The sequence below is a fragment of the Martinezella sp. CNPSo 3957 genome, from assembly GCF_057784395.1.
Genome location: NZ_JBXSOU010000001.1, coordinates 609958 through 634991 on the forward strand (window position 1 = coordinate 609958; position 25034 = coordinate 634991).

General features: G+C 60.1%; 25 protein-coding genes. 11 read left to right on the forward strand and 14 right to left on the reverse strand.

Features of this window, described 5'->3' with window-relative positions; translation table 11 throughout:
* Positions 1-319: 319 nt before the first annotated feature.
* Together AC13QE_RS02855 and AC13QE_RS02860 are read right to left on the reverse strand one after the other, a co-directional pair.
* Entirely contained in the window at positions 320-817 is a 498-nt protein-coding gene (locus tag AC13QE_RS02855; RefSeq protein WP_488482491.1) for a P-loop NTPase family protein, read from the reverse strand.
* 122 nt (positions 818-939) lie between these two features.
* A complete protein-coding gene (locus AC13QE_RS02860; protein WP_488482492.1) occupies positions 940-1443 on the reverse strand; it encodes an NUDIX hydrolase in 504 nt (167 codons plus the stop codon).
* Positions 1444-1574: 131 nt separating this feature from the next.
* Between AC13QE_RS02860 and AC13QE_RS02865 the strand changes: the two genes are divergently transcribed.
* Positions 1575-1961 carry a VOC family protein gene (locus tag AC13QE_RS02865; RefSeq protein ID WP_488482493.1) on the forward strand — a complete coding sequence of 129 codons (387 nt, stop codon included), beginning with the start codon at positions 1575-1577 and terminating at the stop codon, positions 1959-1961.
* Positions 1962-2147: 186 nt separating this feature from the next.
* Positions 2148-3101 carry an NAD-dependent epimerase/dehydratase family protein gene (locus AC13QE_RS02870; RefSeq protein ID WP_488482494.1) on the forward strand — a complete coding sequence of 318 codons (954 nt, stop codon included), beginning with the start codon at positions 2148-2150 and terminating at the stop codon, positions 3099-3101.
* 20 nt (positions 3102-3121) lie between these two features.
* Here AC13QE_RS02870 and AC13QE_RS02875 read toward each other — a convergent pair whose 3' ends face one another.
* Positions 3122-4333, reverse strand: coding sequence for a TIGR03862 family flavoprotein (locus AC13QE_RS02875; RefSeq protein WP_488482495.1), 1212 nt, complete (start codon positions 4331-4333; stop codon positions 3122-3124).
* A gap of 287 nt (positions 4334-4620) precedes the next feature.
* On the opposite strand from AC13QE_RS02875, the gene AC13QE_RS02880 reads away from it, so the two are divergent.
* From AC13QE_RS02880 to AC13QE_RS02895, 4 genes are all read left to right on the forward strand, one after another.
* Positions 4621-5328 carry a TetR/AcrR family transcriptional regulator gene (locus tag AC13QE_RS02880; protein ID WP_132718613.1) on the forward strand — a complete coding sequence of 236 codons (708 nt, stop codon included), beginning with the start codon at positions 4621-4623 and terminating at the stop codon, positions 5326-5328.
* Between the two features lie 129 nt (positions 5329-5457).
* Positions 5458-6615, forward strand: a complete 1158-nt coding sequence (locus AC13QE_RS02885; protein ID WP_132717876.1) for a Gfo/Idh/MocA family protein — start codon at positions 5458-5460, stop codon at positions 6613-6615.
* 12 nt (positions 6616-6627) lie between these two features.
* Positions 6628-7803 carry a dihydrodipicolinate synthase family protein gene (locus AC13QE_RS02890; protein WP_132717877.1) on the forward strand — a complete coding sequence of 392 codons (1176 nt, stop codon included), beginning with the start codon at positions 6628-6630 and terminating at the stop codon, positions 7801-7803.
* 28 nt (positions 7804-7831) lie between these two features.
* Positions 7832-8656 (forward strand): sugar phosphate isomerase/epimerase family protein, encoded by an 825-nt coding sequence (locus AC13QE_RS02895; RefSeq protein WP_132717878.1) that lies wholly within the window; start codon positions 7832-7834, stop codon positions 8654-8656.
* An 80-nt stretch (positions 8657-8736) separates the two neighbouring features.
* Here AC13QE_RS02895 and AC13QE_RS02900 read toward each other — a convergent pair whose 3' ends face one another.
* The gene (locus AC13QE_RS02900; protein WP_488482496.1) at positions 8737-9843 is read right to left on the reverse strand and encodes a branched-chain amino acid ABC transporter substrate-binding protein; all 1107 of its coding nucleotides are present in this window, start codon (positions 9841-9843) and stop codon (positions 8737-8739) included.
* Between the two features lies 1 nt (position 9844).
* Complete coding sequence (locus tag AC13QE_RS02905; protein WP_488482497.1) at positions 9845-10210, reverse strand: hypothetical protein; 366 nt, start codon at positions 10208-10210, stop codon at positions 9845-9847.
* 32 nt (positions 10211-10242) lie between these two features.
* Between AC13QE_RS02905 and AC13QE_RS02910 the strand changes: the two genes are divergently transcribed.
* Positions 10243-11067, forward strand: a complete 825-nt coding sequence (locus tag AC13QE_RS02910; RefSeq protein WP_488482498.1) for an aminoglycoside phosphotransferase family protein — start codon at positions 10243-10245, stop codon at positions 11065-11067.
* On the opposite strand, the gene AC13QE_RS02915 is transcribed toward AC13QE_RS02910, so the two are convergent.
* The 7 genes from AC13QE_RS02915 to AC13QE_RS02945 form a co-directional block, all read right to left on the reverse strand.
* On the reverse strand, positions 11064-12449 hold the full coding sequence (locus AC13QE_RS02915) for an FGGY-family carbohydrate kinase (protein ID WP_488482499.1): 1386 nt from the start codon (positions 12447-12449) through the stop codon (positions 11064-11066). The two genes, AC13QE_RS02910 and AC13QE_RS02915, sit on opposite strands and share 4 nt — an antisense overlap.
* Positions 12446-12772: an L-rhamnose mutarotase gene (gene rhaM / locus AC13QE_RS02920; RefSeq protein ID WP_488482500.1), complete on the reverse strand. Its 327-nt coding sequence runs from the start codon at positions 12770-12772 to the stop codon at positions 12446-12448. Before rhaM ends, AC13QE_RS02915 begins: the two co-directional genes overlap by 4 nt.
* Positions 12769-13785: an ABC transporter permease gene (locus AC13QE_RS02925; protein WP_112603354.1), complete on the reverse strand. Its 1017-nt coding sequence runs from the start codon at positions 13783-13785 to the stop codon at positions 12769-12771. The genes rhaM and AC13QE_RS02925 overlap by 4 nt, the downstream gene beginning before the upstream one ends.
* The gene (locus AC13QE_RS02930) at positions 13782-14786 is read right to left on the reverse strand and encodes an ABC transporter permease (RefSeq protein WP_488482501.1); all 1005 of its coding nucleotides are present in this window, start codon (positions 14784-14786) and stop codon (positions 13782-13784) included. The genes AC13QE_RS02925 and AC13QE_RS02930 overlap by 4 nt, the downstream gene beginning before the upstream one ends.
* Before the next feature lie 10 nt (positions 14787-14796).
* A complete protein-coding gene (locus tag AC13QE_RS02935) occupies positions 14797-16332 on the reverse strand; it encodes a sugar ABC transporter ATP-binding protein (protein ID WP_488482502.1) in 1536 nt (511 codons plus the stop codon).
* A gap of 73 nt (positions 16333-16405) precedes the next feature.
* Positions 16406-17401: a rhamnose ABC transporter substrate-binding protein gene (rhaS, locus tag AC13QE_RS02940; RefSeq protein ID WP_112336941.1), complete on the reverse strand. Its 996-nt coding sequence runs from the start codon at positions 17399-17401 to the stop codon at positions 16406-16408.
* A gap of 53 nt (positions 17402-17454) precedes the next feature.
* Positions 17455-18267, reverse strand: coding sequence for a DeoR/GlpR family DNA-binding transcription regulator (locus AC13QE_RS02945; protein WP_488482503.1), 813 nt, complete (start codon positions 18265-18267; stop codon positions 17455-17457).
* 207 nt (positions 18268-18474) lie between these two features.
* Here AC13QE_RS02945 and AC13QE_RS02950 point away from each other — a divergent pair, with 207 nt between their 5' ends.
* Both AC13QE_RS02950 and rhaI read left to right on the forward strand, forming a co-directional pair.
* Positions 18475-20571: a bifunctional rhamnulose-1-phosphate aldolase/short-chain dehydrogenase gene (locus AC13QE_RS02950; protein ID WP_488482504.1), complete on the forward strand. Its 2097-nt coding sequence runs from the start codon at positions 18475-18477 to the stop codon at positions 20569-20571.
* A 64-nt stretch (positions 20572-20635) separates the two neighbouring features.
* Entirely contained in the window at positions 20636-21928 is a 1293-nt protein-coding gene (rhaI, locus tag AC13QE_RS02955) for an L-rhamnose catabolism isomerase (RefSeq protein WP_488482505.1), read from the forward strand.
* A gap of 42 nt (positions 21929-21970) precedes the next feature.
* On the opposite strand, the gene AC13QE_RS02960 is transcribed toward rhaI, so the two are convergent.
* Positions 21971-22681, reverse strand: coding sequence for a helix-turn-helix transcriptional regulator (locus AC13QE_RS02960; protein WP_488482506.1), 711 nt, complete (start codon positions 22679-22681; stop codon positions 21971-21973).
* Positions 22682-22783: 102 nt separating this feature from the next.
* On the opposite strand from AC13QE_RS02960, the gene AC13QE_RS02965 reads away from it, so the two are divergent.
* On the forward strand, positions 22784-23182 hold the full coding sequence (locus AC13QE_RS02965) for a VOC family protein (protein ID WP_488482507.1): 399 nt from the start codon (positions 22784-22786) through the stop codon (positions 23180-23182).
* Between the two features lie 339 nt (positions 23183-23521).
* Entirely contained in the window at positions 23522-24313 is a 792-nt protein-coding gene (locus AC13QE_RS02970; RefSeq protein WP_488482508.1) for an HpcH/HpaI aldolase family protein, read from the forward strand.
* A gap of 51 nt (positions 24314-24364) precedes the next feature.
* Here AC13QE_RS02970 and AC13QE_RS02975 read toward each other — a convergent pair whose 3' ends face one another.
* A complete protein-coding gene (locus tag AC13QE_RS02975; protein WP_165915235.1) occupies positions 24365-24514 on the reverse strand; it encodes a hypothetical protein in 150 nt (49 codons plus the stop codon).
* Between the last annotated feature and the right edge of the window lie 520 nt (positions 24515-25034).

A 25034-nucleotide genomic window follows, 5' to 3' on the forward strand; every position in this document is an offset into this window, starting at 1 on the left:
AAAGGGCGGCGCTTTTCCGCCGCTATGAAACGAACACAGCTGCAATTGCCGTGTTCCCGCGCTGAGGCTTCGGTCGGAAGAGCGCCCGACTAAAGTCCAGACGGGAGTTCTTCGACAGCGATATGGGGAGCTGGCTCGCTCACATTGGATCAACCGAGCCGTAGTTCCATCGCAAAATGGTCGTCGGCGCGCGAAGCCTCGGTGCTTCAGCAATTCGAGGAGGTGAGCATTGCGGCGCGACAGAGGAGAGCACGCACAGAGGAGAACAATGAGTGTGTTGCTCTGAACATATTGATTGCATGAACAGCCTCGCGGCCATTTAGATCAATTCTTTCACGAGCGCATCCAATTCGTCGATGCTCCGGATGAGCGTGAGCCTTTTTCCGCTGATTTCAGCTTCGATACACATGCGGCGTATATCCGGCATCCAGTCCTGTTCGATTTCCCATATGGTCCGAAACAGATCCCGCGTCGGCGGCATGGCTGACAATCCACCCGGTGCATGCTCGAGATTGCCTGACTGCCAGGCAATCTGCCGCTCGGCTGCGAGCCAGAAATGCATCCAGAGGGGCATGTCGACGAGAATGATCTTGGTCGCGCGATCTATCCTGGCCGGAATGGAATTTCGGTGTCCCAGGCCGTCGATGACCCAATCGTCTTCAGAAAGGATTCGTTCGTGCTGCGCGACATAAGTTTCAAGCGGTGCCGGAACCCAGCCTTCCTGCCAGAGCAGCCTGTCGATCTCGAAATGGGGAATTGCGTGGCGCTCGCCCAATTTGCGGGCGAGGGTGGATTTTCCGCCTCCTGCATTTCCCAAGATGGCGATGCGCAACATTAGCTAATGACCTGTAGATAGGAGCTGCCGGAAAACCTGACGAGTATGCTTACAAGTTCATGACGCTGATCCGTTGCGATTGCAATCCATGCCAAAGTTAGCGATCAGGCAGCGTTACGGCGGACGAAATGCTGGACACCGGGAGGATTGACATCAATCAGCTTGCGTATGGTTGGCGGCACTAAGGCGACCCGGTCGAGCGCCGCTTGCGTGGCGGGCGCCCAGCGAAATTCGAGTTCGGCGCTGCCGTCCCGTACCCGATGCACAATGTCCGTTTCGTGAAACGGTAGCGGCTGCAGTAGTTCCGCCTCATAATAGAAACCGACTTCGTGAATGCGTCGCCCGGCAAATTCGAAGAAATTCTCGATGATGAAGCGCAGGGGGCCGACCGTGGCCTTGCAGCCGATTTCCTCTTCGATCTCGCGGGCAAGCGTTTCGGCACCCGCTTCATGAAACTCCACCCGCCCACCGGGCAAGGACCAGAAACTGTCCGTGAGCGCGCGGTGAATGAGGATATGGTCGTTGGAGCGGATCAATGCGCCGGCACGCAATTGAAAGCGGGATATTCCTGAATCTATAACGATCATGGTTCGGGCGGTTTCTGCCATGGATGGCCTCCGATTGGGCGACGAATGGAAAATCACCTGCCGCGGTAATTGCACGTGGTTCCGAGATATAGCGAAGCAGTCTAAAGGTTGTTGTTTCCTGCCCATTTTTCTAATTCAAGCGGGTCCCGGCGATGCGTTTCGTAAATCCAATCCCCTTTGTCAGTGATATCGGGCGCTCGAAGGCGTTCTATGGCGATCTGCTGGGCCTCAGGATCCTGCACGACTTCGGCAACTTCGTGCTGTTCGAGACCGGCTTTGCGATCCATGACGGAAAGTCGCTGGCGAAAACGGTCTGGGGCGCGAATGGTGAAGCATCCGAGCCCTATGGGCGGCGAAATATCCTCCTCTATTTCGAACATGAGGACGTCGATGCGGCATTCGAAGCGATAGCACCGTATGTCGATCTCATTCATCCCATCGAGAGGCAGGAATGGGGGCAGCGCGTATTCCGTTTCTACGATCCGGACGGCCATGCAGTGGAGATCGGCGAGCCGCAGTTGGACATGATGGGCGGTTGATCCTTGCCGCTTTCGCCCAGTCCATTCCTCATCGTCACCTGAAATTGCCGCAAAGACAGCAATGAATGTCTTTTTGCATCCCCGCAGGGGATGACAAAACCGCTTGCTCTCCTATTCTCAACCGCCAGATCACGCCTGGAACGTCAGCCGCCGCCGGCGTTCGATCTCGGCCATTGGGAGGATATCATGACGCGCACGGTGATTATCGGTGCAACGGGCCATGTCGGCACCTATCTGGTGCCGCGGCTGGTCGAAGCCGGGCATGAGGTGGTGGCGATCAGCCGCGGCCAGGCCAAGCCCTATTCGCCGAACAAGGCATGGAGCGAGGTCGAAATGGTGGCGATGGATCGTGCTGCCATGGAGAAGGATGGCAGCTTCGGCCCGGCCATTCGTGCCTTGAAGCCGGATATCGTCATCGACATGATCTGCTTCACGCTCGACGGCGCAAGGCATCTGACAGAGGCGCTCACCGATCATGTCGGCCATTTCCTGCATACGGGCACGATCTGGACGCATGGATTTTCAACTGTCGTTCCGACGCCGGAGGAGGCGCCGAAGCGGCCGTTCGGCGATTATGGCATTCAGAAGGCGGCGATCGAAGCGCATCTGCTTGAGGAGGCGCGGCGCAGGGGATTTCCCGCAACCCTGATCCATCCCGGCCATATTGTCGGCCCAGGCTGGGAGCCTCTCAATCCCGCCGGGCATTTCAACCTGTCGGCGTTTTCGACATTGGCGCGCGGTGAAACCCTCGTCCTACCGAATTTCGGCTTGGAGACGGTTCACCATGTCCATGCCGATGATGTCGCGCAGATGTTCATGGGCGCCATCGCCAATTGGCGGGCTTCGACAGGAGAGGCTTTCCATGCGGTTTCAAGCGGCGCGCTGACGCTCCGAGGCTATGCTGAAGCCATGTCGCGCTGGTTTGGACACGAGCCGAAGCTGGAATTTCTGCCTTACGAAAAATGGGCGGAAAGCCAATCGGCGGAAGATGCGCAGGCGACCTGGGAACATGTCGCCCGAAGCCCGAATTGCTCGATCGTCAAAGCCGAACGGCTACTCGGATACAGGCCGCGCTATACGTCGCTGCAGGCCGTTCAGGAAGCGGTCGCCTGGCTTATGGAGAACGGCCGGGTCGGCTGAAACGCCGGCTTTAAGCTCGGTCACCGGTCTTTGAGCCAGGAATCCATGCCCTTGGCTGCCGCATGCCCAGTCGCAAAGCAGGCCGTCAGAAGATAGCCGCCGGTCGGCGCTTCCCAATCGATCATTTCTCCGGCGGCGAACATGCCGGGGAGCTTCTTCAGCATATATCTTTCGTCGAGCTCATCCCATCTGATGCCGCCGGCGGACGAGATGGCCTCGGCAATGGGTCTCGGCCTCAGCAACGGAATCGGCAGGGCCTTGATCAGGTGGGCAAGACTTTCCGGGTGCGAAAGAATTGCGGGTTCGGCAAGCTCGCGCAAAAGACCCGCCTTGACGCCCTCGATGCCAATACCCTTGCGCAGGCGATTGGAGAAACTGGCCTTGGGATCCTGCCGCGCCAGATCGCGCGCCAAACGCTCCTCGTTGCGTCCGGGCGCCAGATCGACAATGAGCGAGGCCTCGCCTTTTTTTGCCAACCGATCGCGCAGCGAGGCGGCATGGGCGTAGACCAGACTGCCCTCGATCCCTGTTTTCGAGATGACGAATTCACCGGGCAAAGTCCCTGCCTGCGATGTCGCCGTTACGGCTTTCAGTGGTTCACCGGCGAAGCGTTCGCGGAACGTCGCACTCCAGGTGACGTCGAAACCGCAATTGGCCGGTTGAAACGCGGCGATATCGATGCCTTCGCCCCGGAGCCAGCTGACCCATGCCGCATCCGAGCCCAGCCGGGCATAGCTTGCCCCACCGAGCGCGAGCAGAACGGCGTCATGACGCACAAGTTCGCGCCCCTTTGGCGTCTCGAAGACCAGACTGCCATCCTCGAAGCCGCACCAGCGATGCCGCGTCATGATGCTGACATCGCGTGCTTCCAGCCTTGCCAGCCAGGCCCGCAGCAGCGGCGATGCCTTCATGACTTTCGGGAAGACGCGGCCGGAAGATCCGACGAAGGTCTCCGTTCCCAGACCTTCCGCCCAGGCTCTGATGTCATCCGGCTGGAAATCGTCCAGTGCTGCACGTAATAGGGCCGAAGCCGCGCCGAAGCGGGTGGCAAAGACCCCGTAGTCTTCCGAATGCGTGATATTGAGGCCGGACTTTCCGGCCAGCAGAAACTTGCGTGCCACCGTCGGCATGCTGTCGTAGATCACGATGCGATGGCCAACCCGCGATAAGGTCTCTGCCGCCATCAACCCGGCAGGGCCACCGCCAATGATTGCGATTTGGTTTCTGGTCATGCTCGCCCGATACTGCTTTCCTGTTGCTCTCTAAGGCCTGATCGGGCCTGAAAGCAAGATCGCCACCATATGCTTGCTCAATCGGCGCCTTCCTCTGGATGGTTCGACAGCGGCGGCAATCGCCTGTTTCAGGTCGTATCCCAGCCGCAATCGGTTTTAAATCGATATAACCATATGGTTACTATCGCCTCTGATTCACTGGGGGCTGTCAACTTATGCGATGATCGGTTACTTATCGGCGTGAGGATGGGCCGCATAAGCCTTATGAAATGCCGCCGGGAGCCATGATGTTAGAAGCCAAGACCGTGAAGCGCAGCGCAAAGAGTGCAGACCCTGCGGATGCAAAGCAAACCACCTCGCGCGCGGCTTCGGAGCGACCCCGTCTTCGGGATGCGGAGCGCACCAGCAAGGCTATTCTGGCGGCCGCAACCAAAGAGTTTGCCGAGCGCGGCTATGGCGGTGCCCGCGTCGATGCCATCGCCGAACGGGCGAAAATCAACAAGCGGATGCTCTATCACTATTTCGGTGGTAAGGATGCGCTCTACGTCGCCGTTTTGGAAGGCAGCTATATCGCTATTCGCTCGGCAGAGGCGCGTCTCGATCTCTCGCATCGCTCGCCCGCCGACGGCATGCGGGAGCTGGTGGTCTTCACCTGGCAATATTTCCTGGATCATCCGGAGTTTCTGGGGATTCTCAGCACGGAAAACATGCATAAGGCCCGCTTCCTCAAGCGTTCGGCGCGCATTTTCGAGCTACACTCGCCGCTGGTGTCAGAGATCTCCGGCCTGCTCGATCGCGGCGCGGCGACAGGCGTATTCCGCAGCGATTGCGATCCGGTGAAAATCTATATGAGCATTGCGGCCCTCGGTTCATTTTTCCTGACCAACCGCTGGACGCTTTCCACGATCTTCCGCCGCAACCTCTCGGACAAAAGCGAAATCGATGCCTGGGGCGAGCATATCGTCGACGTGATTTTCGCCTATCTGCGTCCCTAAAATCCTTAAGGTAACAAGCTCGGCAACGATGGATGATTGCCGCTGCGGCCATTGACGATGGCCGTTGACAGCATCGGCTCGCCGTGTCAGTTATGTAACTATATAGTTATTTACGGGAGGAAGAAACTCATGGCAACGAAGCCGATCGGCATCATCATGCACGGCATTACCGGCCGCATGGGCTATAACCAGCATCTCGTGCGCTCCATCCTGGCGATCCGCGAACAGGGCGGCGTTCTTCTGTCGAACGGCGACCGGCTGATGCCCGAGCCGCTGCTTGTTGGCCGCAATGCCGAAAAGATCGAGGCGATCGCCCGCAAGCACGGCCTGTCGAAGACGACGACGGATCTCGATGCCGCTCTTGCCGATCCCAGCAATACGATCTTCTTCGATGCCGGTTCGACGCAGATGCGCGTCGAGCTTCTGGAGAAGGCGATTGCCGCCGGCAAGCATGTCTATTGCGAAAAGCCAATTTCCGAGACGCTGGAGGAGGCGCTCTCGGTTGCAGCCTCTGCCGAGCGCCGCGGCGTCAAGAACGGTGTCGTCCAGGACAAGCTGTTCCTGCCTGGGCTGCGCAAGATCGCCATGCTGCGCGACAGCGGCTTCTTCGGCAAAATCCTCTCCGTGCGCGGCGAGTTCGGCTATTGGGTTTTCGAAGGCGACTGGGGCGTGAAGGCACAGCGTCCCTCCTGGAACTACCGCAAAAAGGACGGCGGCGGCATGATCCTCGATATGCTGCCGCATTGGCGTTACGTACTCGACAATCTCTTTGGTGAAGTCAGGTCGGTCAGCTGCCTCGGCGCGACCCATATTCCAAGCCGCGTCGACGAGAATGGCAACAGCTATGTCGCCGATGCCGACGATGCCGCCTATGCCACGTTCGAGCTCGAAGGTGGCGTCATCGCCCACATCAATTCCTCCTGGGCGGTGCGCGTCCGTCGCGACGATCTCGTCACTTTCCAGGTCGACGGTAGCCACGGATCGGCTGTTTGTGGGCTGATGCGCTGCTGGACGCAGCATCGGGTCAACACGCCGAAGCCGGTCTGGAACCCCGATCAGCCGCAGCCGATCAATTTCTTCGATACCTGGGAAGAGGTGCCGGACACCCAGGCTTTCGACAATGGTTTCAAAGCGCAATGGGAGCAGTTTCTGTGCCATGTCGCCGAGGATGCGCCGTGGAAGTTCACGCTTCGCGAGGGCGCTAAGGGCGTGCAGCTGGCGGAGCTGGCACAGAAGAGCTGGGCGGAGCGTCGCTGGGTCGACGTGCCTTCCCTTTCGGCCCGCTAGGAGGCTGGCCTCATGGAGAGAAGCCTTCACTTGCCAAGGGCGGATGGCACCATTGCCGCCTTCACGCCCGTCAATGAGCCGTTGATCGCGCCCGTAAAACCGGCGGGTGGTCATCGCTTCAATCGCGTGGCCTATGCTGCCGCGCATGTCGTGGTCGATGCGCTTGCGGACAACGATCCCTGGCTTGACCGCAATATCGACTGGGAGCGCACGATTGCCTTTCGCGAATATCTCTGGGGCCTCGGCCTCGGCGTGGCGGAGGCGATGGATACCGCCCAGCGCGGCATGGGGCTCGACTGGAGCGGCGCAAAAGAACTGATTGCGCACGCGCAGTCGGCCGCCCGTGGCCGGTCGGATGCGGTGATCGCCTATGGCGCCGGCACCGATCATCTGCAGCCCGGCGCCGATGTCACGATCGATGACGTCATTCGCGCCTATGAGGAACAGATCGCCTACGTGGAAGGGCAGGGCGGCCGTGTCATCCTGATGGCGAGCCGGGCGCTTGCCGCCGCCGCCAAGAGTCCGGATGATTATATCCGTGTTTACGACCGCATTCTCGGTCAGGTCAAAGAGCCTGTCATCATTCACTGGCTCGGCTCGATGTTCGATCCGGCGTTGGCGGGCTACTGGGGATCGGCCGATGACATGCGGGCCATGGAAACCGCGACCGCGATCATCAACCAGAATGCGGCCAAGGTGGATGGCGTGAAGATTTCGCTGCTGTCGGCAGAGAAGGAAATCGTCATGCGCCGGCGGCTGGATCCGTCGGTCAAGATGTATACCGGCGACGATTTCAACTATGCTGAACTGATCGCGGGCGACGACCACGGCTATTCGCATGCCTTGCTCGGTATCTTCGATGCCGTCGCGCCGGCCGCAAGTGCGGCGCTCGCAAAGCTCGCTCAGAACGACCTCGACGCCTTCCACGAGATCCTGGCGCCGACCGTCCCGCTATCGCGCCATATCTTCAAGGCGCCGACGCGCTTCTATAAGACAGGCGTCGTCTTTCTTGCTTACCTCAATGGTTTCCAGAACCATTTTCAGATGCTCGGCGGCCAGCAGAGCGCCCGATCGATCCAGCATCTTTCAGAGCTTTTCCGTTTGGCGGATGCGGCGCGCGTGCTGCGCGACCCGGATTTGGCGACCTATCGCATGAAGACGATCCTTGCCACCGTCGGCATTGAATAGCGGAAAAGGGACCGGGGAGGAGATCACGATGGCCATAGAGGGTCTATCCATCAACCTGGCGACGGTGCGCCAGCAATATGATATGCGCCAGGCCGTGGAAGCCTGCCTGAAGCAGGATATCGTCGCGATCGCTCCCTGGCGAGATCAGGTGCATAAGATCGGCCTTTCCGAAGCCGCCCGCATCGTTGCCGACAACAGGCTGAAAGTCACCGGGCTTTGCCGCGGCGGCATGTTTCCTGCCGCAGATGCCGAGGGCAGGGCGGCGGCAATCGACGACAACAAGCGGGCGATCGACGAAGCGGCGGCGCTGAATGCCGATTGCCTGGTTCTCGTCGTCGGGGGCGTACCAGAGGGATCGAAGGATATCGTTCACGCCCGCGAGATGGTGGCCGATGGTATCGCCGCGATCCTGCCGCATGCGCGTAGCTCCGGAATTCCGCTCGCGATCGAGCCGCTGCATCCGATGTATGCGGCCGACCGCGCCTGTGTGAACACGCTGGAGCAGGCGCTCGACATCTGCGATCTTCTGGGCGAAGGCATCGGTGTCGCGATTGATGTCTACCATGTCTGGTGGGACCCGAAGCTTTATCAGCAGATCGCGCGCGCCGGCGCCGGCGGCCGTATTCTTGCGCACCACATCTGCGACTGGCTGGTGCCGACCACGGACCTGCTGCTCGATCGCGGCATGATGGGTGACGGCGTCATCGACTTGAAGCGCATCCGCGCCGAGATCGAGAAGGCCGGCTTTTTCGGCCTGCAGGAGGTGGAAATATTCTCTCAGAATAATTGGTGGAAGCGGCCCGGTGAGGAGGTTCTCTCCACCTGCATCGAGCGCTTCCGCACCGTTTGTTGAGTGGCAGTACCCCAGGATCGGCAACAAAAAACCGGGCCAGCAAGTGGCCCGGTTCCATTCCAAAGCGATGACCTAACGGCTTATTCGGCCGAAACGATCTTGCCGCCTTCCCACTTGTAGAGCGAGAAGCTCTGCGAGGTCAGGTCGCCGGTTTCGCCGTAGGTAACCTTGCCGATGACGGTGTCGATTGGCTCGCCCTTCTTCAGCGCAGCGCCGACAGCTTCGGCGTCATCCGCCTTGCCGGGCTTCTCGATGCCGGCCTTCAGCACCTGCACGGCAGCATATGCATTCAGCGTGAAGGCTTCAGCTGGGATGTTGCGGGCCTTGAGGGCGGCGACGGCGCTCTGCGAATCCGGGTTCTTCAGCGCGTCAGACGCATTCGTGAAGAGCGTGCCGGCCGCGGAATCGTTGGCGATCGCCCAATATTCCGTGTTGGACAGGCCGTCGCCGCCGATGATCTGCGCCTTGACGGAGATGTCGTGCAGCTGGCGGGCCAGAAGACCTGCTTCCGGATGATAACCGCCGAAGTAAATGACTTCGACGCCAGCCTGCTTCAGCTTTGTCGTCAGAGCGCTGTAGTCCTTTTCGCTTGGAGTCAGCGAGTCGTTGACGACTTCGGTGATACCGCCCTTGTTGATCGCTGCCTTGAAGGCATCGGCCAGGCCCTTGCCGTAGGCGCCCTTGTCGTTGAGGATCGCGATCTTCTTGTCCTTGAAGTTCTTCACCACATATTCGCCGGCAACGACGGCCTGTTGGTCATCGCGGCCGCAAGTGCGGAAGACGTTCGTCAGGCCGCGATTGGTCAGGTCCGGAGCTGTTGCCGTCGGCGTGACCATCAGGATGCCATTTTCGGCAAGCGCGTCGGAAACCGGAATAGCGACGCCCGAGGTCACCGGGCCGACGACGAAGCGGATGCCGTCGCCGACGAAGCTGTTGGCGACGGATACGCCCTGCTTCGGATCGCCGGCGTCGTCGCCGAGCTTCAGAACGAGCTTCTGGCCGAGAACGCCGCCGCTCTTGTTAATTTCTTCGATAGCGGTCTGCGCGCCATTCTTGACCTGCTCGCCATAGGCAGCGACCGGGCCGGTCAGCGGCGCGATGAGGCCGATGGTGATGTCCGCATGCGCGAGAGGTGCGAAGGCCAGCGAAGCGACGAAGGTCGCGGCCGTCAATGTCTTCAGACTCATGTTAGCTCTCCTTGGATGGGCGCGGCAGCGCCCTTTGAACCCGCCCGGAATCGCCTGTCTCGACGCGCAAACTGCCGTAAGGCGTTCTTTTGGAGAAGACAGAGCTGATATCGAAGCCGATGGGCGCTTTCGGACATTTTTTGATCTCGAACGCGCTCATAAGGGTATTTTGTGTAGGAATATTGGGACGATTCCGCAAGAAAATAACCGTCGCGAAGACAATTTTAGCGTTTTTTCGAAAATTTTGACGAGGGATGGTTGTTGCCCGCCTGCCGACAGGACCTAGGTGATAGAGTGGCAAGGCGAGGTGGATCTGAAAATGGAAATCTTCATGCCGCGGATCCACATAAGTAGCTGCGCCTGTCATGGCGCGGCTCGGGCCAGGGAGATCAGCATAGCGTGAACGAGAATGACGATTCGAAGGTCTATTTTGACATCTGGCGGCTGATCCCCGATGGCGATCCGATCGTGACGCATTCCAGCCGGCTTTTCCCCGTGCGCCGTGACGGCGAGCCAGCGATGCTGAAGATCGCGGACGCGCCGGAGGAGAAATCGGGTGCCGAGCTCATGGTCTGGTGGAATGGCATTGGTGCTGCGCGCGTTCTCGAACATCAGGACCATGCTATCCTGCTCGAACGGGCGACAGGCAGCCGCTCACTTGCCGAGATGGCAAGGAATGGCGAGGACGACGAGGCAAGCCGGATCATCTGCAAGGCCGTCGCTGGGCTTCATGCCTCTCGCGGGGGCGCCTTGCCGCAATTGATTCCGCTTGTCCACCGGTTTCGTTCGCTCGAAGTGATGGCCCACTGTGAAGGTGGCACTTTCGCGCGATCTGCAGTCGCGGCCCGCATGCTGCTATCGGAGCCGCAGGACGTCGTGCCTCTGCATGGCGACATCCATCACGGCAATATTCTGGATTTCGCGGAGCGAGGCTGGCTTGCGATCGATCCGAAGGGGCTCGTAGGCGAACGCGGCTTCGACTACGCCAATCTCTTCTGCAATCCGGATAATGCCGTCGCCACATCTCCCGGCCGCCTTGCGCAGCAGGTGGCAGTCGTTGCCGAGGTGGCGGGGCTGGACCGCGGACGACTGCTGCAATGGATCATTGCCTGGGCCGGCCTCTCGGCTGCCTGGCTGATCGAAGATGGCGAGGACGAGCACGTCCAGCCGACGCTGCATGTTGCCGAGATCGCGGCTGCCGAACTATCCGGGACCGAGGCTTAAGAGATTAACGCGTCGCGCCAGGCTTGTCGATAGCGGATTAACCCGGCCAGTTCGGCGCGAACCGGCGAGTTTTCCGCTGTTGTCGCAGGGCGGATGCCCGTCAGTAACGCTGCCCCCTGGCTGGTGCCTGTCGAGCCCGCCAGCGCAATAACGTCGCTATTCGTCAAAGCGGACAGGGCTTTGAGATAGGCGCGATTGAGCGCGAAGGGGCCTTCGACGAAAATCGGTCCTCTGGCGCCGATCAGGTCGAGACAGGCTTCCGTCATCAGCGCGAGATAGAGGCTGACGGCGGCAAGGCGCTCGGCATTGCTCGCGGCATGATCCGCTGTCCAGCGCCGCCTCCTGCCGGGAAAGGGACCCGATCCTTCAACGACGTTGGGCAGCAGCATGAGGCCTTTCTCGATTACCGCCTCGATAGCGGCTTCGACCGCATCGGATGATGCCGTGCCGATTTCGGCAGCCAGAATCTCGAATTCGCGGCCACCCATGAAGCGGGCTGATGGCACGGTGCGGCCAAAGGCATCGACATTGGCAAGCGCATCGCGCCTTGGATCGAGATGCTCCAAATCTCCGCCAACGCCGAAACTGATCACCCAGGTTCCCGTCGAGACGACGGCAAAGGGGGCTTCGTTTTCCACCAGATGGGGCAGAAGCGAGGCGTTGGAATCATGGATGCCGCAATAAACCGGCACCGGTTTCGTGAGACCCACCGCCGCAGCGAGTGCCGGCAGGACCGGTCCGAGCGCGTCGAAAGCCGAACGGACCGGCGCCATCAGCCCGCGAATGCCAAGCGCGTCGACGAGAGACGAATAGCTTTGCGTCGTCGGGTTCCAGAGATCGGTATGGCAGCCAAGCGACGTCACTTCGTTGGCGACAACGCCGGTTAGGCGAAACGCCCAATATTGCGGATAGGTCAGGATCGTCGCGACACGGGCGAAATCGGCCGGAAAGGTGCTTTTCAGATAGTGGATTTGGGCGCCGACATTGAGGCCAACCGACAATCCGGGCGAAAACGTCTCAGCAAACTTGGGGCGTAACTGGCTGTAGGCATTCTGCATGGCTTGCGGATAGCCGTGCTCATAGTCGAGAACCGGCATGGCGAGGCTGCCATCGTCCGCTAGCATGGCCACACATGCGCCATGCGTCGTGATCGAAATGGCATCGAATCCTGGCGTGCGGGCAAAACCTTTGAGAGCCGTAATGATGAAATCCCATAGGCCTTCAATATCGTAATGCGGATAAGGACCCGACTTCAGGACGCCGTTTGCGGTTCTGACGACAGCGATCTCGCTGCCTGTGCCAGCATCGAGCACCACCACCTTGGCGTTGGTCTTGCCGATGTCGATGACGGCGATGTGGCGGTAGGCTGTCTCGGTGTTCATGGCAGATGGAAGACCGTGACGAGATCGCTCTGAATGGGCGAATTATCGGGATTGGTCGCCATGATATCGGCCATGTGCGCCCACCATTTCTTCATGACGGGATGCTCGGGCAGGCTTGCCATCGAATGATCCTTCGGCCGCGTCAACACGCCGAAAAGCGTGTTCGTGTCGCGATCGAGATGGATAGAATAATCGCTGACGCGGGCCTGACGCAGCAGATCCACCAGCTCGGGCCAGATTTCATCATGCCGCTTCCGGTATTCTGCTTCCATGCCTGGATTGAGCGTCATCTTGAAGGCGTGGCGTTCGAGAGCAGCGGTCATTTGGAGCTCATGGTTCTGATGCGGCGGGCGACGATCGGCAGCGCGATGGTGATGATGAGGAGGAGGCCGATGAAAATCGACATGACGATGCCCGGTACGTTGAGCAGGCCGAGGCCGAAAGTGACAAGCCCCATGACGAAGGCGGCGATGACGACACCGCCGATCGTACCCGAGCCGCCGAGGATCGACACGCCGCCGAGCACGACCATGGTGACCACTTCCAACTCCCAGCCGAGCGCGATCGACGGACGCGTGGAGCCGAGGCGCGAGGTGAGGCAGACGGCGGCGATGCCGCTCATGATTCCGGTCAGCAGAAAGAGGATGAACTTGACCCGCTCGACCGGGATGCCCGAAAAGCGTGCGGCGAAATCATTGTTGCCGATCGTATAGACCTGCCGGCCGAAATTCGTCGCATGCAGCAGGATTGCGAAGGCGATCGCAAGCACGATGAAGAGCACGAATTCGAAAGAAAAGACCCAGACGACATAGCCCTGGCCAAAATAGGCGAAACTATCCGGATAGTTGCCATAGGCCTGGTCGCCGAGAACGATATAGGAAATACCGCGAAACAGGCTCATCGTGCCAATGGTAACGACGATCGACGGCAGCTTCAGCACCGAAACCAAAAAGCCGTTGAAGATGCCGCAGACGAGACCGACGCCGATACCGATGGCAACGAGGCCGGGCGTATCGACGCCCAGTTGCGCGGCGGCGCCCATCGCGGTCGAGGCGAGCGCGATGATGGCTGCGACCGAGAGGTCGATTTCGCCAGCGATGACGAGCAGCGCCATGGCAAAGGCGATCATCGCCTTTTCGGTGAAATTGAAGGTGGCGTCCGAAAGGTTGAAGGGATCCAGGAAATAGGGCGAGGCCAGCGAATTGAAGATGAAGATCGCGACCGCGACGCCAAAAAGCAGCGTTTCCCAGCTCGCCAAGATGCGCTTGAAGGGCGTGCCGAGGCGATCCGGAATGGCGCGCTTTTCCGCCGTTGCCGCTTGCGAACCGTTGCTCATGCATGTGCTCCCTGGCTGGCGGTGTCCTTTGCGGCCTGATCGCGCAGGATGATGCGGCCGCGGTTGCGTTCGCGCCGGGCGTTGAAGACGACGGCAAGGATGATGACGGTGCCTGAGATCGCCATTTGCGTGAACGGTGAGATGCCGATGACCGGAAGTGCGTTCTTGATGACGCCGAGGAAGAGAGCGCCGAGCACCGCGCCGGCGACAGAACCGACGCCGCCTGCGATCGAAATGCCGCCGATGACGCAGGCCGCCACGCTATCGAGTTCGAAGCCGTTGGCGATATCGACATAGGCGACCGCATAGCGCGAGACCCAGAGATAGCCGCTCAGACCGGCGAGTGCACCCGATAGAACGAAAGCGAGGAAGCGCGTCCAGCCAACATCAATACCGGCATAGACAGCGGCCACTGGATTACCGCCGCTGGCATAGGCCGAGCGGCCGAACTGGGTGTAGCGCAGCACCAGGAACATCATCAGCACGATGGCGATGCCGATCCAGGCGAGCACCGGCAGGCCGAGAAGCGGCGTGCGCGGCACGTTCAGGAAGACCGGCGTGAACTGATGGGCATTGACCCAGGCGCCGCCAGACAGCACGAAGGCCATGCCGCGATAGATCGTCAGGGTGCCGAGCGTGACAACGATCGGCGGGATTTCGAGCGCCCAAACGAGATAGCCATTGATGGCGCCGAGAACCGCGCCCATCAGGATCGCCGTGATGACGAGGGCGATCAGCGGAATATCGGGATAGGCGGCATTCAGCATCGCGACCGCCATGCCTGTCAGCGCCAGATTGGCGGCAACGGACAGATCGATCGATTTGGTCAGGATGACCGTCATCTGGGCAAGGGCCAGGATAATGAGGATCGATGTGTCGTTGAAGATATTGGCGAGATTGGCAGGCTCGGCAAAGCCGGCCGCACGCGTTGCGAAGCCGGCGATCATCACGGCGATGATGATGGCGAGCAGTGTTTCGCGCTTTTTAAGGATGCGTGGCATCCCGTCCTCCCTATGCATTTCCCGTGGCGGCGCGCACCAGTGTTTCCGGCGTCAGCCCCTCACGCTCGAACAGGCCTGCGGACAGGCCCTCTTTCATGACCAGCACGCGGTCCGCCATGCCGAGAATCTCGGGCAGTTCGGAGGAGATCATGATGATGCTGAGGCCTTCGGCCGCCAGCTCGCTGATGAAGCCATGGACGGCGGCCTTCGAGCCGATATCGATCCCCTTGGTGGGTTCATCGAGAATGATGATCTTCGGCTGCGTCGCCAGCCACTTGCCGATGACCACTTTCTGCTGGTTGCCGCCGGAGAGCGTTCCCACAGGCACGGACAGGGCGGCAGCGCGCAGATCGAGCCGTTCGGCATATTTACGGGCGAGAGCGAACTCATTGGCCGCCTTCAGGAAGCCTTTGCGCGAGGTGCGTCCGAGCGATGGCAGCGACATGTTTTGATAGATCGGCATCGGCAGCGCCAGGCCGTGGCGGCCGCGTTCTTCCGGCACATAGACGATGCCGGCGGCAATGGCGTCCTGCGGCGATCGCACGTGGATTTCCTGCCCGTCGAGCGTCAGGCGTCCGGACAGCGGCTTGGTAATGCCGAAGAGCGATTGGCAAAGCTCGGAACGTCCGGCGCCGATCAGCCCATAGACGCCGAGAATCTCGCCGCGCCGAAGCTTGAAGGAAATGTCGCGAAATTCGGTGCGGTGACAGTATTTGTCGACTTCGAGAACGGTGATCCCAATTGTGACAGGCACTTTCGGAAAGGCGTCCTTGACGTCGCGGCCCACCATCATGCGGACGATCTCGTCCTGCGGCGTCGACTTCAGTTCGCCATGGCCGACGGCGCGACCGTCGCGGAAGACGACGAAATTGTCGGCGATTTCATAGAGTTCGTCGAACTTGTGGCTGATGAACAAGATCGCCTTGCCCTTTGCCTTCAACCCTTCGACGATGCGGAAGAGATCGTCGATCTCCTTGCGCGAAAGGGCGGCAGTCGGCTCGTCCATGATGACGATGCGGGCCTCGATCGACAGAGCGCGAGCGATTGCCACAAGATGGCGCTGCGCGATGGAGAGGTCTTTCAATCGGGTCGTGGGATCGATGGCGCTTTCCAGCGATTGGAGAAGCTCTTTCGATCGGCTGTTCATCCTCTTCCAATCGATGGTGCGCCAGGATGTGCGCGGCGCATGACCGAGAAAGATGTTTTCGGCAACAGTCAGCTCGTCGAAGAGCACCGTTTCCTGATGAATGGCCGTGACGCCGGCATCGATGGCCGCTTGCGCACTGGCGAAAGCCGTTGGTTTGCCATCGACAAGGATCTCGCCTTCGTTCGGGCGATAGATACCTGTTAGGATTTTAACGAGTGTCGATTTGCCGGCGCCGTTCTCACCGATGAGGGCGGTGACCTTACCGGGATAAAGCGAAATGCTGACGCCATCCAGCGCTTTCACGCCGGGGAAGATCTGGGAAATGCCGCGCATCTCCAGAATGGCCTGATTGTCCGCGGCTGGTGCGTCCGCGATGGAGCGTTGAAGGACTGTGGTCATCAGCAATGTACCGGATCAATGAAACCAGGTCCGGCGGCTGATGCCGCCGGAGAGCTGCGAGTTCGATTTTCGATCAGAAAACCTTGGAGAATTGATCGATGTTCGAGGCGTTGTAGACGAACGGATCGGCCATGGCGGCTTCGCCGTTTTCGCCAACCTTGATCTTGCCCATGCGGCCGGCATTGATCTCGCTGCCCGGCTTGCCGTCGGTCTCGCCCTTGACGAGGCGATAGGCGATCTGCGTTGCGGAATAGCCGAGATCGATCGGGTTCCAGATCGCGAATTCCTTCGTCGCGCCTGATTTGATCGCGCCGGCCATTTCGGACGGCAGGCCGAGACCGGTCACATAGACCTTACCGATCTTGCCAGCGTCCTTGACGGCCTGCGAAGCGGCAAGCACGCCGACGGTCGTCGGGGCGACGATGACCTTGACTTCCGGATGCGAGGTCAGGAGGCCCTGGGCTTCACGATAGCTCTTGTCCGAGAGGTCGTCGCCATAGACTGTTGTCACCAGATTGAGGCCCGGGAAGTCCTTGAGCTGCTTCTTCATCTCGCCGATCCAGATATTCTGGTTGGTCGAGGTGGTCGTTGCCGACAGGATGGCGAAGTCGCCCTTGCCGCCGTCGAGATGATCCTTGGCGAGCGTCAGGCACATCTTGCCGATCAGCTCGTTGGACGAGGGGTTCAGCTGCAGGATGCGGCCGGCCTTTGCGACGCCGGAATCCCAGGAGATGACCTTGATGCCGCGCTGCGTCGCCTTCTTAAGCGCAGGAACGACTGCATCGGGGTCATTGGCCGAAATCGCGATGGCATCGACACCCTGTGCGATCAGCGAGTTGATCACTTCGATCTGGCCTTCGGCCGTGGTCGAAGTCGGGCCGGTGTAGATCACCTGCACGCCGCCGAGATCTTTGGCTGCTTCCTGGGCGCCCTTGTTGGCGGCCTCGAAGAAGCCGTTGCCCAACGACTTCACTACGAGACCGATCTTGACGTCCTTTGCACTTGCCGCGCCAGCCATCAGTGTCGCGGCGAGCGCGACGCCGATCGCCAGTTTCTTTGCTATATTCATGTCACTTCCTCCCAAAGTTAATAGGCATGCTCACCCCATTTCGGCCGCGCGTCTCACGCGACCGACGGGGAATCCTCCTCCTCGGCCTGGGCCGAAACATTTGCAATAATGAGCGAAATACCCGCATCCTCGATCATGCGTACGGTTTCGGCGGTTACGCCGTCATCGGTAATGATGGTTGAGACCTGTTCGAGCGGACAAAGGATCAGGCTGGAGCGCTGGCGGAACTTGCTCGAATCCACCATGACAACGAGCTCGTCGGCCTGGCGCATCAGCTTCTGCTCGCTCTGGATGACCAGCGCGTCGGCTTCCATGATGCCGAGCGGGCCTACGCCCTGTGCACCAACGAACATGCGCCGCGCATAGAAATTTCGGATCGTGTCGTTGTCGAAGGGCGAGAGGATCAGGCTCTGCTCGCGATAGATCGCGCCGCCCGGCACCGTCACGGTGTTCTTCGAATGTTTGACCAGATGTTCGGCGATGGCGAAGGAGTTGGTCATCACCTGCAGCCGGAAGGCCGAGATATAGTGCACCAGCTGGAACGTGGTCGTGCCGCCATTGATGATGATGGCATCGCCGGGATTGCAGAGTTCGGCGGCCTTGCGCGCAATTGCGCGTTTCCTATCGATATTGACGGCCTCGGATACACGGAACGGTCGCGCTGCCAGATTGCCGAGCTGTGGGGGATGGATCGATTCCGCGCCGCCGCGCACGCGCCGGATCTTTCCCTGGACGTGTAGGGCAGCGATATCACGGCGTATCGTCGCTTCCGAAGCCTCGGTCAGCTCGGAGATATCCTGAATCGTCACGACAGACTTTTCCTGTACCGCGCTCAGAATAATGCGATGGCGTTCGCGTTCGTGCATTGGCTCCTCCTTGTCGGCGGTTATTTCGCAAATATGATAATGTGTCAATCACAAACGATCATAAACTTTCATATTGCATCGCAGCATTATCGAATTTGATCGTTTTCGATTGACAAGGTGACTATACGTGAGCGATACCCTCCTCACAAAGGGTGGCGCCATCATGATCCGGTCCGCCCGAAAGACTTGATTTCAAGGGAGGATGACATGGCGGCTGGCGTTCAGCTTCTGAAGAACCGTTGGGATGATGCGTACGCGGCAGGCTTGGATGAGCCGGGCAAGCTGCTTTATCGGTCGAATCTGCTCGGTGCCGACAAGCGTATCACCAACTACGGCGGCGGCAACACGTCGGCCAAAGTCATGGAAACCGATCCGCTCTCCGGCGAGAAGGTTAGGGTGCTCTGGGTCAAGGGCTCCGGTGGCGATGTCGGTACCATCAAGCTCGATGGCTTCGCGACGCTTTACCAGGACAAGCTCGATAGTTTGAAGAATATCTATCAGGGCGTTGCCGACGAGGACCGCATGGTCGGTTTCCTGCCGCATTGCACCTTCAATCTCAATGCCCGCGCTGCTTCGATCGATACGCCGCTGCATGGTTTCGTGCCGTTTACCCATGTCGATCACATGCATCCCGATGCCATCATCGCCATCGCCGCCTCGAAGAACTCGCGCGAGCTGACGCGCGAGATCTTCGGCGACGATATCGGCTGGCTCCCCTGGCGCCGCCCCGGCTTCCAGCTGGGTCTCGATCTCGAAGCCTTCGTCAAGGCGCATCCGAATGCCAAGGGCGTCGTGCTCGAAAGCCATGGCCTGTTCACCTGGGCCAATGATGCCAAGGAATGCTATGAGCTGACGCTTGCCATCATTAACAAGGCGATCGAATGGTTTGCCGCCAAGACGGAAGGCAAGACCATTTTCGGCGGCGCAGTCGTTCAGAGCCTGCCCCAGGCGGAGCGCCGTGCCATCGCTGCCCGGCTGATGCCTGAGATCCGCGGCCGCATCGGCAAGGCCGAACGCAAGCTCGGCGATTTCGACGATCAGGATGCCGTGCTCGAGTTCGTCAATTCGAAGAACCTTCGCCCGCTCGGCGCGCTCGGCACGAGCTGCCCGGACCATTTCCTGCGCACCAAGATCCGCCCGCTGATCGTCGATTTCGATCCGGCTAAGCCCGATGTCGATGCCGTGATCGCCGGTCTCGACAAGGCGCTGGAAGATTACCGCGCCGATTACGCGCGCTATTATAACGATTGCAAGCACGACAATTCGCCTGCCATGCGCGATCCGAACCCGGTGATCTTCCTCGTACCCGGCGTCGGCATGCTATCCTTTGCCCGCGACAAGGCGACCGCCCGTATTGCTGGCGAGTTCTATGTCAACGCCATCAATGTCATGCGCGGCGCCTCCACCGTCTCCGAATATCAGGGCCTACCGGAGCAGGAAGCCTTCGATATCGAATACTGGCTGCTGGAGGAGGCGAAGCTTCAGCGTATGCCAAAGCCGAAGAGCCTTGCCGGTCGCGTCGCTTTCGTCACCGGCGGCGCCGGCGGCATTGGTCGTGCGACGGCGGCACGCTTGGTGGGCGAGGGTGCTTGCGTGGTTCTGGCTGACATCGACCAGGCGGCACTTGAGGGCACCCAGGCGGATTTCGCCAAGCGATATGGTGCGGATGCGGTCCGCAGCGTCAAGCTTGACGTGACGAAGGAAGATGCCGTCATTGCCGCCTTTGCCGAGGCCTGTGTCGAATTCGGCGGCGTCGACATTCTGGTATCGAATGCAGGGATCGCATCGTCAGCACCGATCGAAAGCACCGAGCTTTCGATGTGGAACCGCAATATCGATATTCTCGCGACCGGCTATTTCCTCGTCTCGCGCGAAGCCTTCCGGCTGTTCCGCCGCCAGAATCTCGGCGGCAATGTCGTCTTCGTCGCGTCGAAGAACGGTCTGGCCTCATCGCCGAATGCCGCCGCCTATTGCACGGCCAAAGCCGCCGAAATCCATCTAGCCCGCTGCCTGGCTCTTGAGGGTGCTGAAGCCGGCATCCGCGTGAATACGGTCAATCCCGATGCCGTCCTGCGCGGCTCGAAGATCTGGAACGGTGAATGGCGCGAGCAGCGCGCCGCCTCCTCGAAGATCGAGGTGGACGAGCTGGAGGAACATTACCGCAAGCGCTCGATGCTGAAGCTCAATGTGTTCCCGGAGGACATTGCTGAAGCGATCTATTTCCTGGCGTCGGATCTTTCCGCCAAATCAACAGGCAATATCATCAACGTCGACGCCGGCAACGCGCAGAGCTTCACGCGCTGATATCAAACGGCCCGCGCCGCGGCTACCTTTGCCGGCACGGGCCTTCATCGTTTGGGAGGAAAGAATGGCCGAACATAGGATTGCGCCCGATCTGGTTGCTGCAGAAAACGACAAGCGCGCCGCCGCGCTGAAATCCGATTATGAGGCGCTCGGAGCCACGCTTGGCCGGCGCGGCATCGATATCGAAGCCGTCGCTAAAAAGGTTTCAGAATTCTTCGTTGCGGTTCCGTCCTGGGGCGTCGGCACTGGCGGCACGCGCTTTGCTCGCTTCCCCGGCACCGGCGAACCGCGCGGCATCTTCGACAAGCTCGATGATTGCGCCGTCATCCAGCAGCTGACGCGGGCAACGCCCAAGGTCTCGCTGCATATTCCCTGGGACAAGGCAGACCCGCGCGAGCTCAAGGCCAAGGCCGAGGCGCTTGGCCTCGGCTTCGACGCCATGAACTCCAACACCTTCTCCGATGCACCCAGCCAGGCGCATTCCTACAAATTCGGTTCGCTGAGCCATGTCGATGCGGCAACCCGCGCGCAGGCCGTCGAGCACAACATCGAGTGCATCGAAATCGGCAAGGCCATTGGCTCGAAGGCGCTGACCGTATGGATCGGCGACGGCTCGAACTTCCCCGGTCAGACCAATTTCACCAAGGCATTCGAGCGCTATCTCGCCGCCATGGCCGATATCTACAAGGCGCTTCCGGATGACTGGCGGCTGTTTTCCGAGCACAAGATGTATGAGCCGGCCTTCTATTCGACCGTCGTTCAGGACTGGGGCACCAACTATCTGATCGCGCAGACACTCGGCCCCAAGGCGCAGTGCCTTGTCGATCTCGGCCATCACGCACCGAATACCAATATCGAGATGATCGTGGCGCGCCTTATCCAGTTCGGCAAGCTCGGCGGTTTTCACTTCAACGATTCGAAGTATGGCGACGACGATCTCGATGCCGGTGCCATTGAGCCCTACCGCCTGTTCCTCGTTTTCAACGAACTGGTCGATGCCGAGCGGCGCGGGGTCAACGACTTCAATCCGGCGCATATGATCGACCAGTCGCATAACGTCACGGACCCGATCGAAAGCCTGATTTCCAGCGCCAACGAGATCCGCCGTGCGTACGCCCAGGCGCTGATCGTCGATCGCAATGCACTTGGCGAGTATCAGGATGCGAACGACGCGCTGATGGCATCGGAAACGCTGAAGCGCGCCTATCGCGCCGATGTCGAGCCGATCCTCGCCGAAGCTCGCCGCCGTGCGGGCGGCGCGATCGATCCGGTCGCGACCTACAGGGCGAGCGGCTATCGCCGCAAGGTGGCCGCCGAGCGTCCGGTTTCCGTTGCCGGTGGCGGCGGGATCATCTGAGATTATCGGGTGCAGGCGGACAATCGTGCCGGCGCCCGATGCCTATTGCGCCTGCCCGAATTGCTGGAGTTCGGCCTCTCGCCAGGCGGACCAGCGACGCCGCAATTCTCCTGGCCGCAGGGCATAGTTTTCGTCGAGCATATCGGCTTCGGTAATCCGTTCCGTGCGGAAATGCCGGAAGCCCTGGCGCAGCTCGCACCATGCCACCAGAATGCGGCTCGTATCGGAATAGCCGAGGATAACGGGCCAGACGATCCTTGTGCTTTCCGCACCCGCATCGGACCGATAGCGCAGCCGAAGTTTTCGTCCTTCGCGGATTGCCGCCCGCAACAACGACAGGTCGATGTTTTCCTCTTGGCCTTCCTGAAGAAGCGGTTTGGCGCCGACGCTCGGCTCAAGGATGAAGGGACGCAGGTGCCCGGGCACGATCGCGGTGATCTTGGCAACCACATCGCGTGCGGCATTGGCAAGGGCCTTGTCGGCACGACCCGCAACCCATTGCGCCCCGAGGACGACGGCCTCGATCTCCTCGGGCGTCAGCATCAGCGGCGGCATGTCGTAACCGGGCGACAAAAGATATCCAAAGCCTGCCTCACCTTCGATCGGAACCCGCTGGCTCGTCAGATCGGCGATGTCGCGATAGACCGTGCGCTTGGAGACTTCGAGCTCATCCGCCAGCGCGGCAGCCGTTACCGGCCGGCTCGACCGGCGCAATATCTGTATGATCTGAAACAAACGGTCGGCGCGACGCATTCCTGCTGACTCCTGCTGCCAGTATGGTGGCAACAGCCTTATGCAACAAGAGCCTTCGAGCCGCCAACAACGGAGTTGGCGGGCATTTTGGAGGAGTATGCGATGAAACTGGCATCCACACGTCTGATCGTTGCCGACATCAAGAAGATGGCTACGTTTTATGAGATGGTCACCGGTCAGGCTGCGGAGTGGCTGGCGCCCGTCTTTGCCGAGATCATCACCCCCGCGGCAACACTTGCGATTGGAAGTGCCGAGACTGTCGCCCTGTTTCGCGAGGGCAGTGCCGAACCCGGCATCAACCGATCGCTTGTTATCGAGTTCCAGGTCGACGATGTCGATGCCGAATTCGCAAGGTTGAAGGACAAGGTAGAGGTCGTGCACGAACCGAAGCTGATGCCGTGGGGAAACCGGGCAGGGCAAATCCGCGATCCCGAAGGAACGCTTATCAGCCTTTACACGCCTGTCACGGATTTTGCGAAGCAGCGCTTTGCCGGGCGTTGAGCGGTAAGGGGCCGCCGAAATCCTATGATCGGGCAATGCCTTTTGCCTGGCGGTATCGCTCGTCTTAAGTCACGCCTTAGTCGCCTTGTGGGCACAGCTAACCGATCCAGATAGCTGCAGATTTGTTATGGTCGTCTGGCAGATTTGAAATCATCTTCCTGCACGTCGGCCGACCACGGTCGGAGCCGTGCTTTGTCGATTTGTGTCCGTCGCCTACGCACTTTCGAGTGGCTCGGCAATGGGAATTGAGTATTGTCGATTGCAACGGCTCGCCGTGATTTGGCGGTTGATGCTGGCAAAAAAGACAGAGCCCCTGCTGTTGATAGGTGAGGAAAAACGATGACGACTGACATGAACGGATTTGCCGGACGCCTGAAACGCCGCGAGAATGGCGGCATGGTCTCCGGCTGGGTCGGCATACCCGATCCGATGCTCGTCAATCATCTGGCGCAGGAAGACTTCGATACCATCGTACTCGATATGCAGCACGGCATGTGGAACATGGAGTCCGCCGCCAACGGCATCGCCCATGTGCGCTTGGCGGGCAAGCCGGCGATTGCGCGTATTCCCGTCGGCGATTTCGCCTCCGCCTCGCGGCTTCTCGATGCCGGTGCCTCTGCCATCATCGCACCGATGATCAACTCCGCCGATGATGCGCGCGCCTTGGTGCAGGCGACGAAGTATCCGCCGCTCGGCGAGCGCAGCTGGGGGCCGTCGCTGGCCCTCAATCATTTCGGCCTGCCAGCTGAAGATTATCTGCAGAGCGCCAACAGCCTGACCGCTACCATCGCCATGGTGGAGACCCGCACGGCGCTCGACGCCATCGACGAGATCCTGGCCGTTGACGGCATCGACGGCATCTTTGTCGGCCCATCCGATCTTTCGATCGCGCTTTCGAATGGCGCTCGGCTTGCGCCCGACAGCGCCGCGATCGATCAGGCGCTTTCAACGGCGCTCGCACGCTGCCGTGCCCATGGCAAGGTGATCTGCGCTTTTGGCAGCGATGGCGATCGTGCTGGCCAATATCTGAAGCTTGGTCTTGATCTGGTCATCGCCGGCACGGAGACGGCTCAGCTGCGTAACGGCGCCCGCGCGGCTATTCAGATTGCGCGAAAAGGTGCTGATTCATAATCGGCTGAGATAAAAGCTGCCCGGGGTATCCCACGGGCAGCGTTGATTGCGCTAGTTCACCAGCTTTACATAGCAGGGCCGGTAGGTCTCCGTACCGCAGCCGCCACCGACGGCCTGCGCCGGCGTAATCGTGGTTTGGATGGCGATTGCCGCGAGCGCGACGGCGATGATTGTCAAAACAGTTTTGGTATATTTGTCCATGAGTTTCCCCTAATAATGGAATGGCTGACGATATGCATCTTAAAATTGCCTTTCTGAATGCCGGCTGAATATCTATGCTTACGGTTGTGTCCTGATGTCATGCGACACTATCGGATCGGCAGCCCAAACATGCACCCCTCGTCGTCCTTGATCGCAGCCTGCGCTTCATCGTTACCCGCCTGCGGGCATTCTCGCGTCGACATGGCGGAGCGGAATGATTTGTCGAAGGTGCAGGGGTTGGTGGTAGGACGCGGCTTGTGTCGCGAAGTAGGTCAGCGCGTCACTGGCGAGCTCGGTTATCGCCCCAATCTCGGCGGCATCAATCTTCGCACCGGCAAGACCTACGCCATTGGCTCGTGTTACCCTTCTGACGCCAGCGTGAGATGAATATCGTCGTCGCCTCGCTGATCGAGGGCGCCTCGCGCTACATGAAGGCGCGAGGAGAGTTGAGCGGAATCGCTAATGCCATGTAGTTTGCCCTTTCCCCTTTTTGCGCCAGAAAACGGGCTGCAAAACCCCA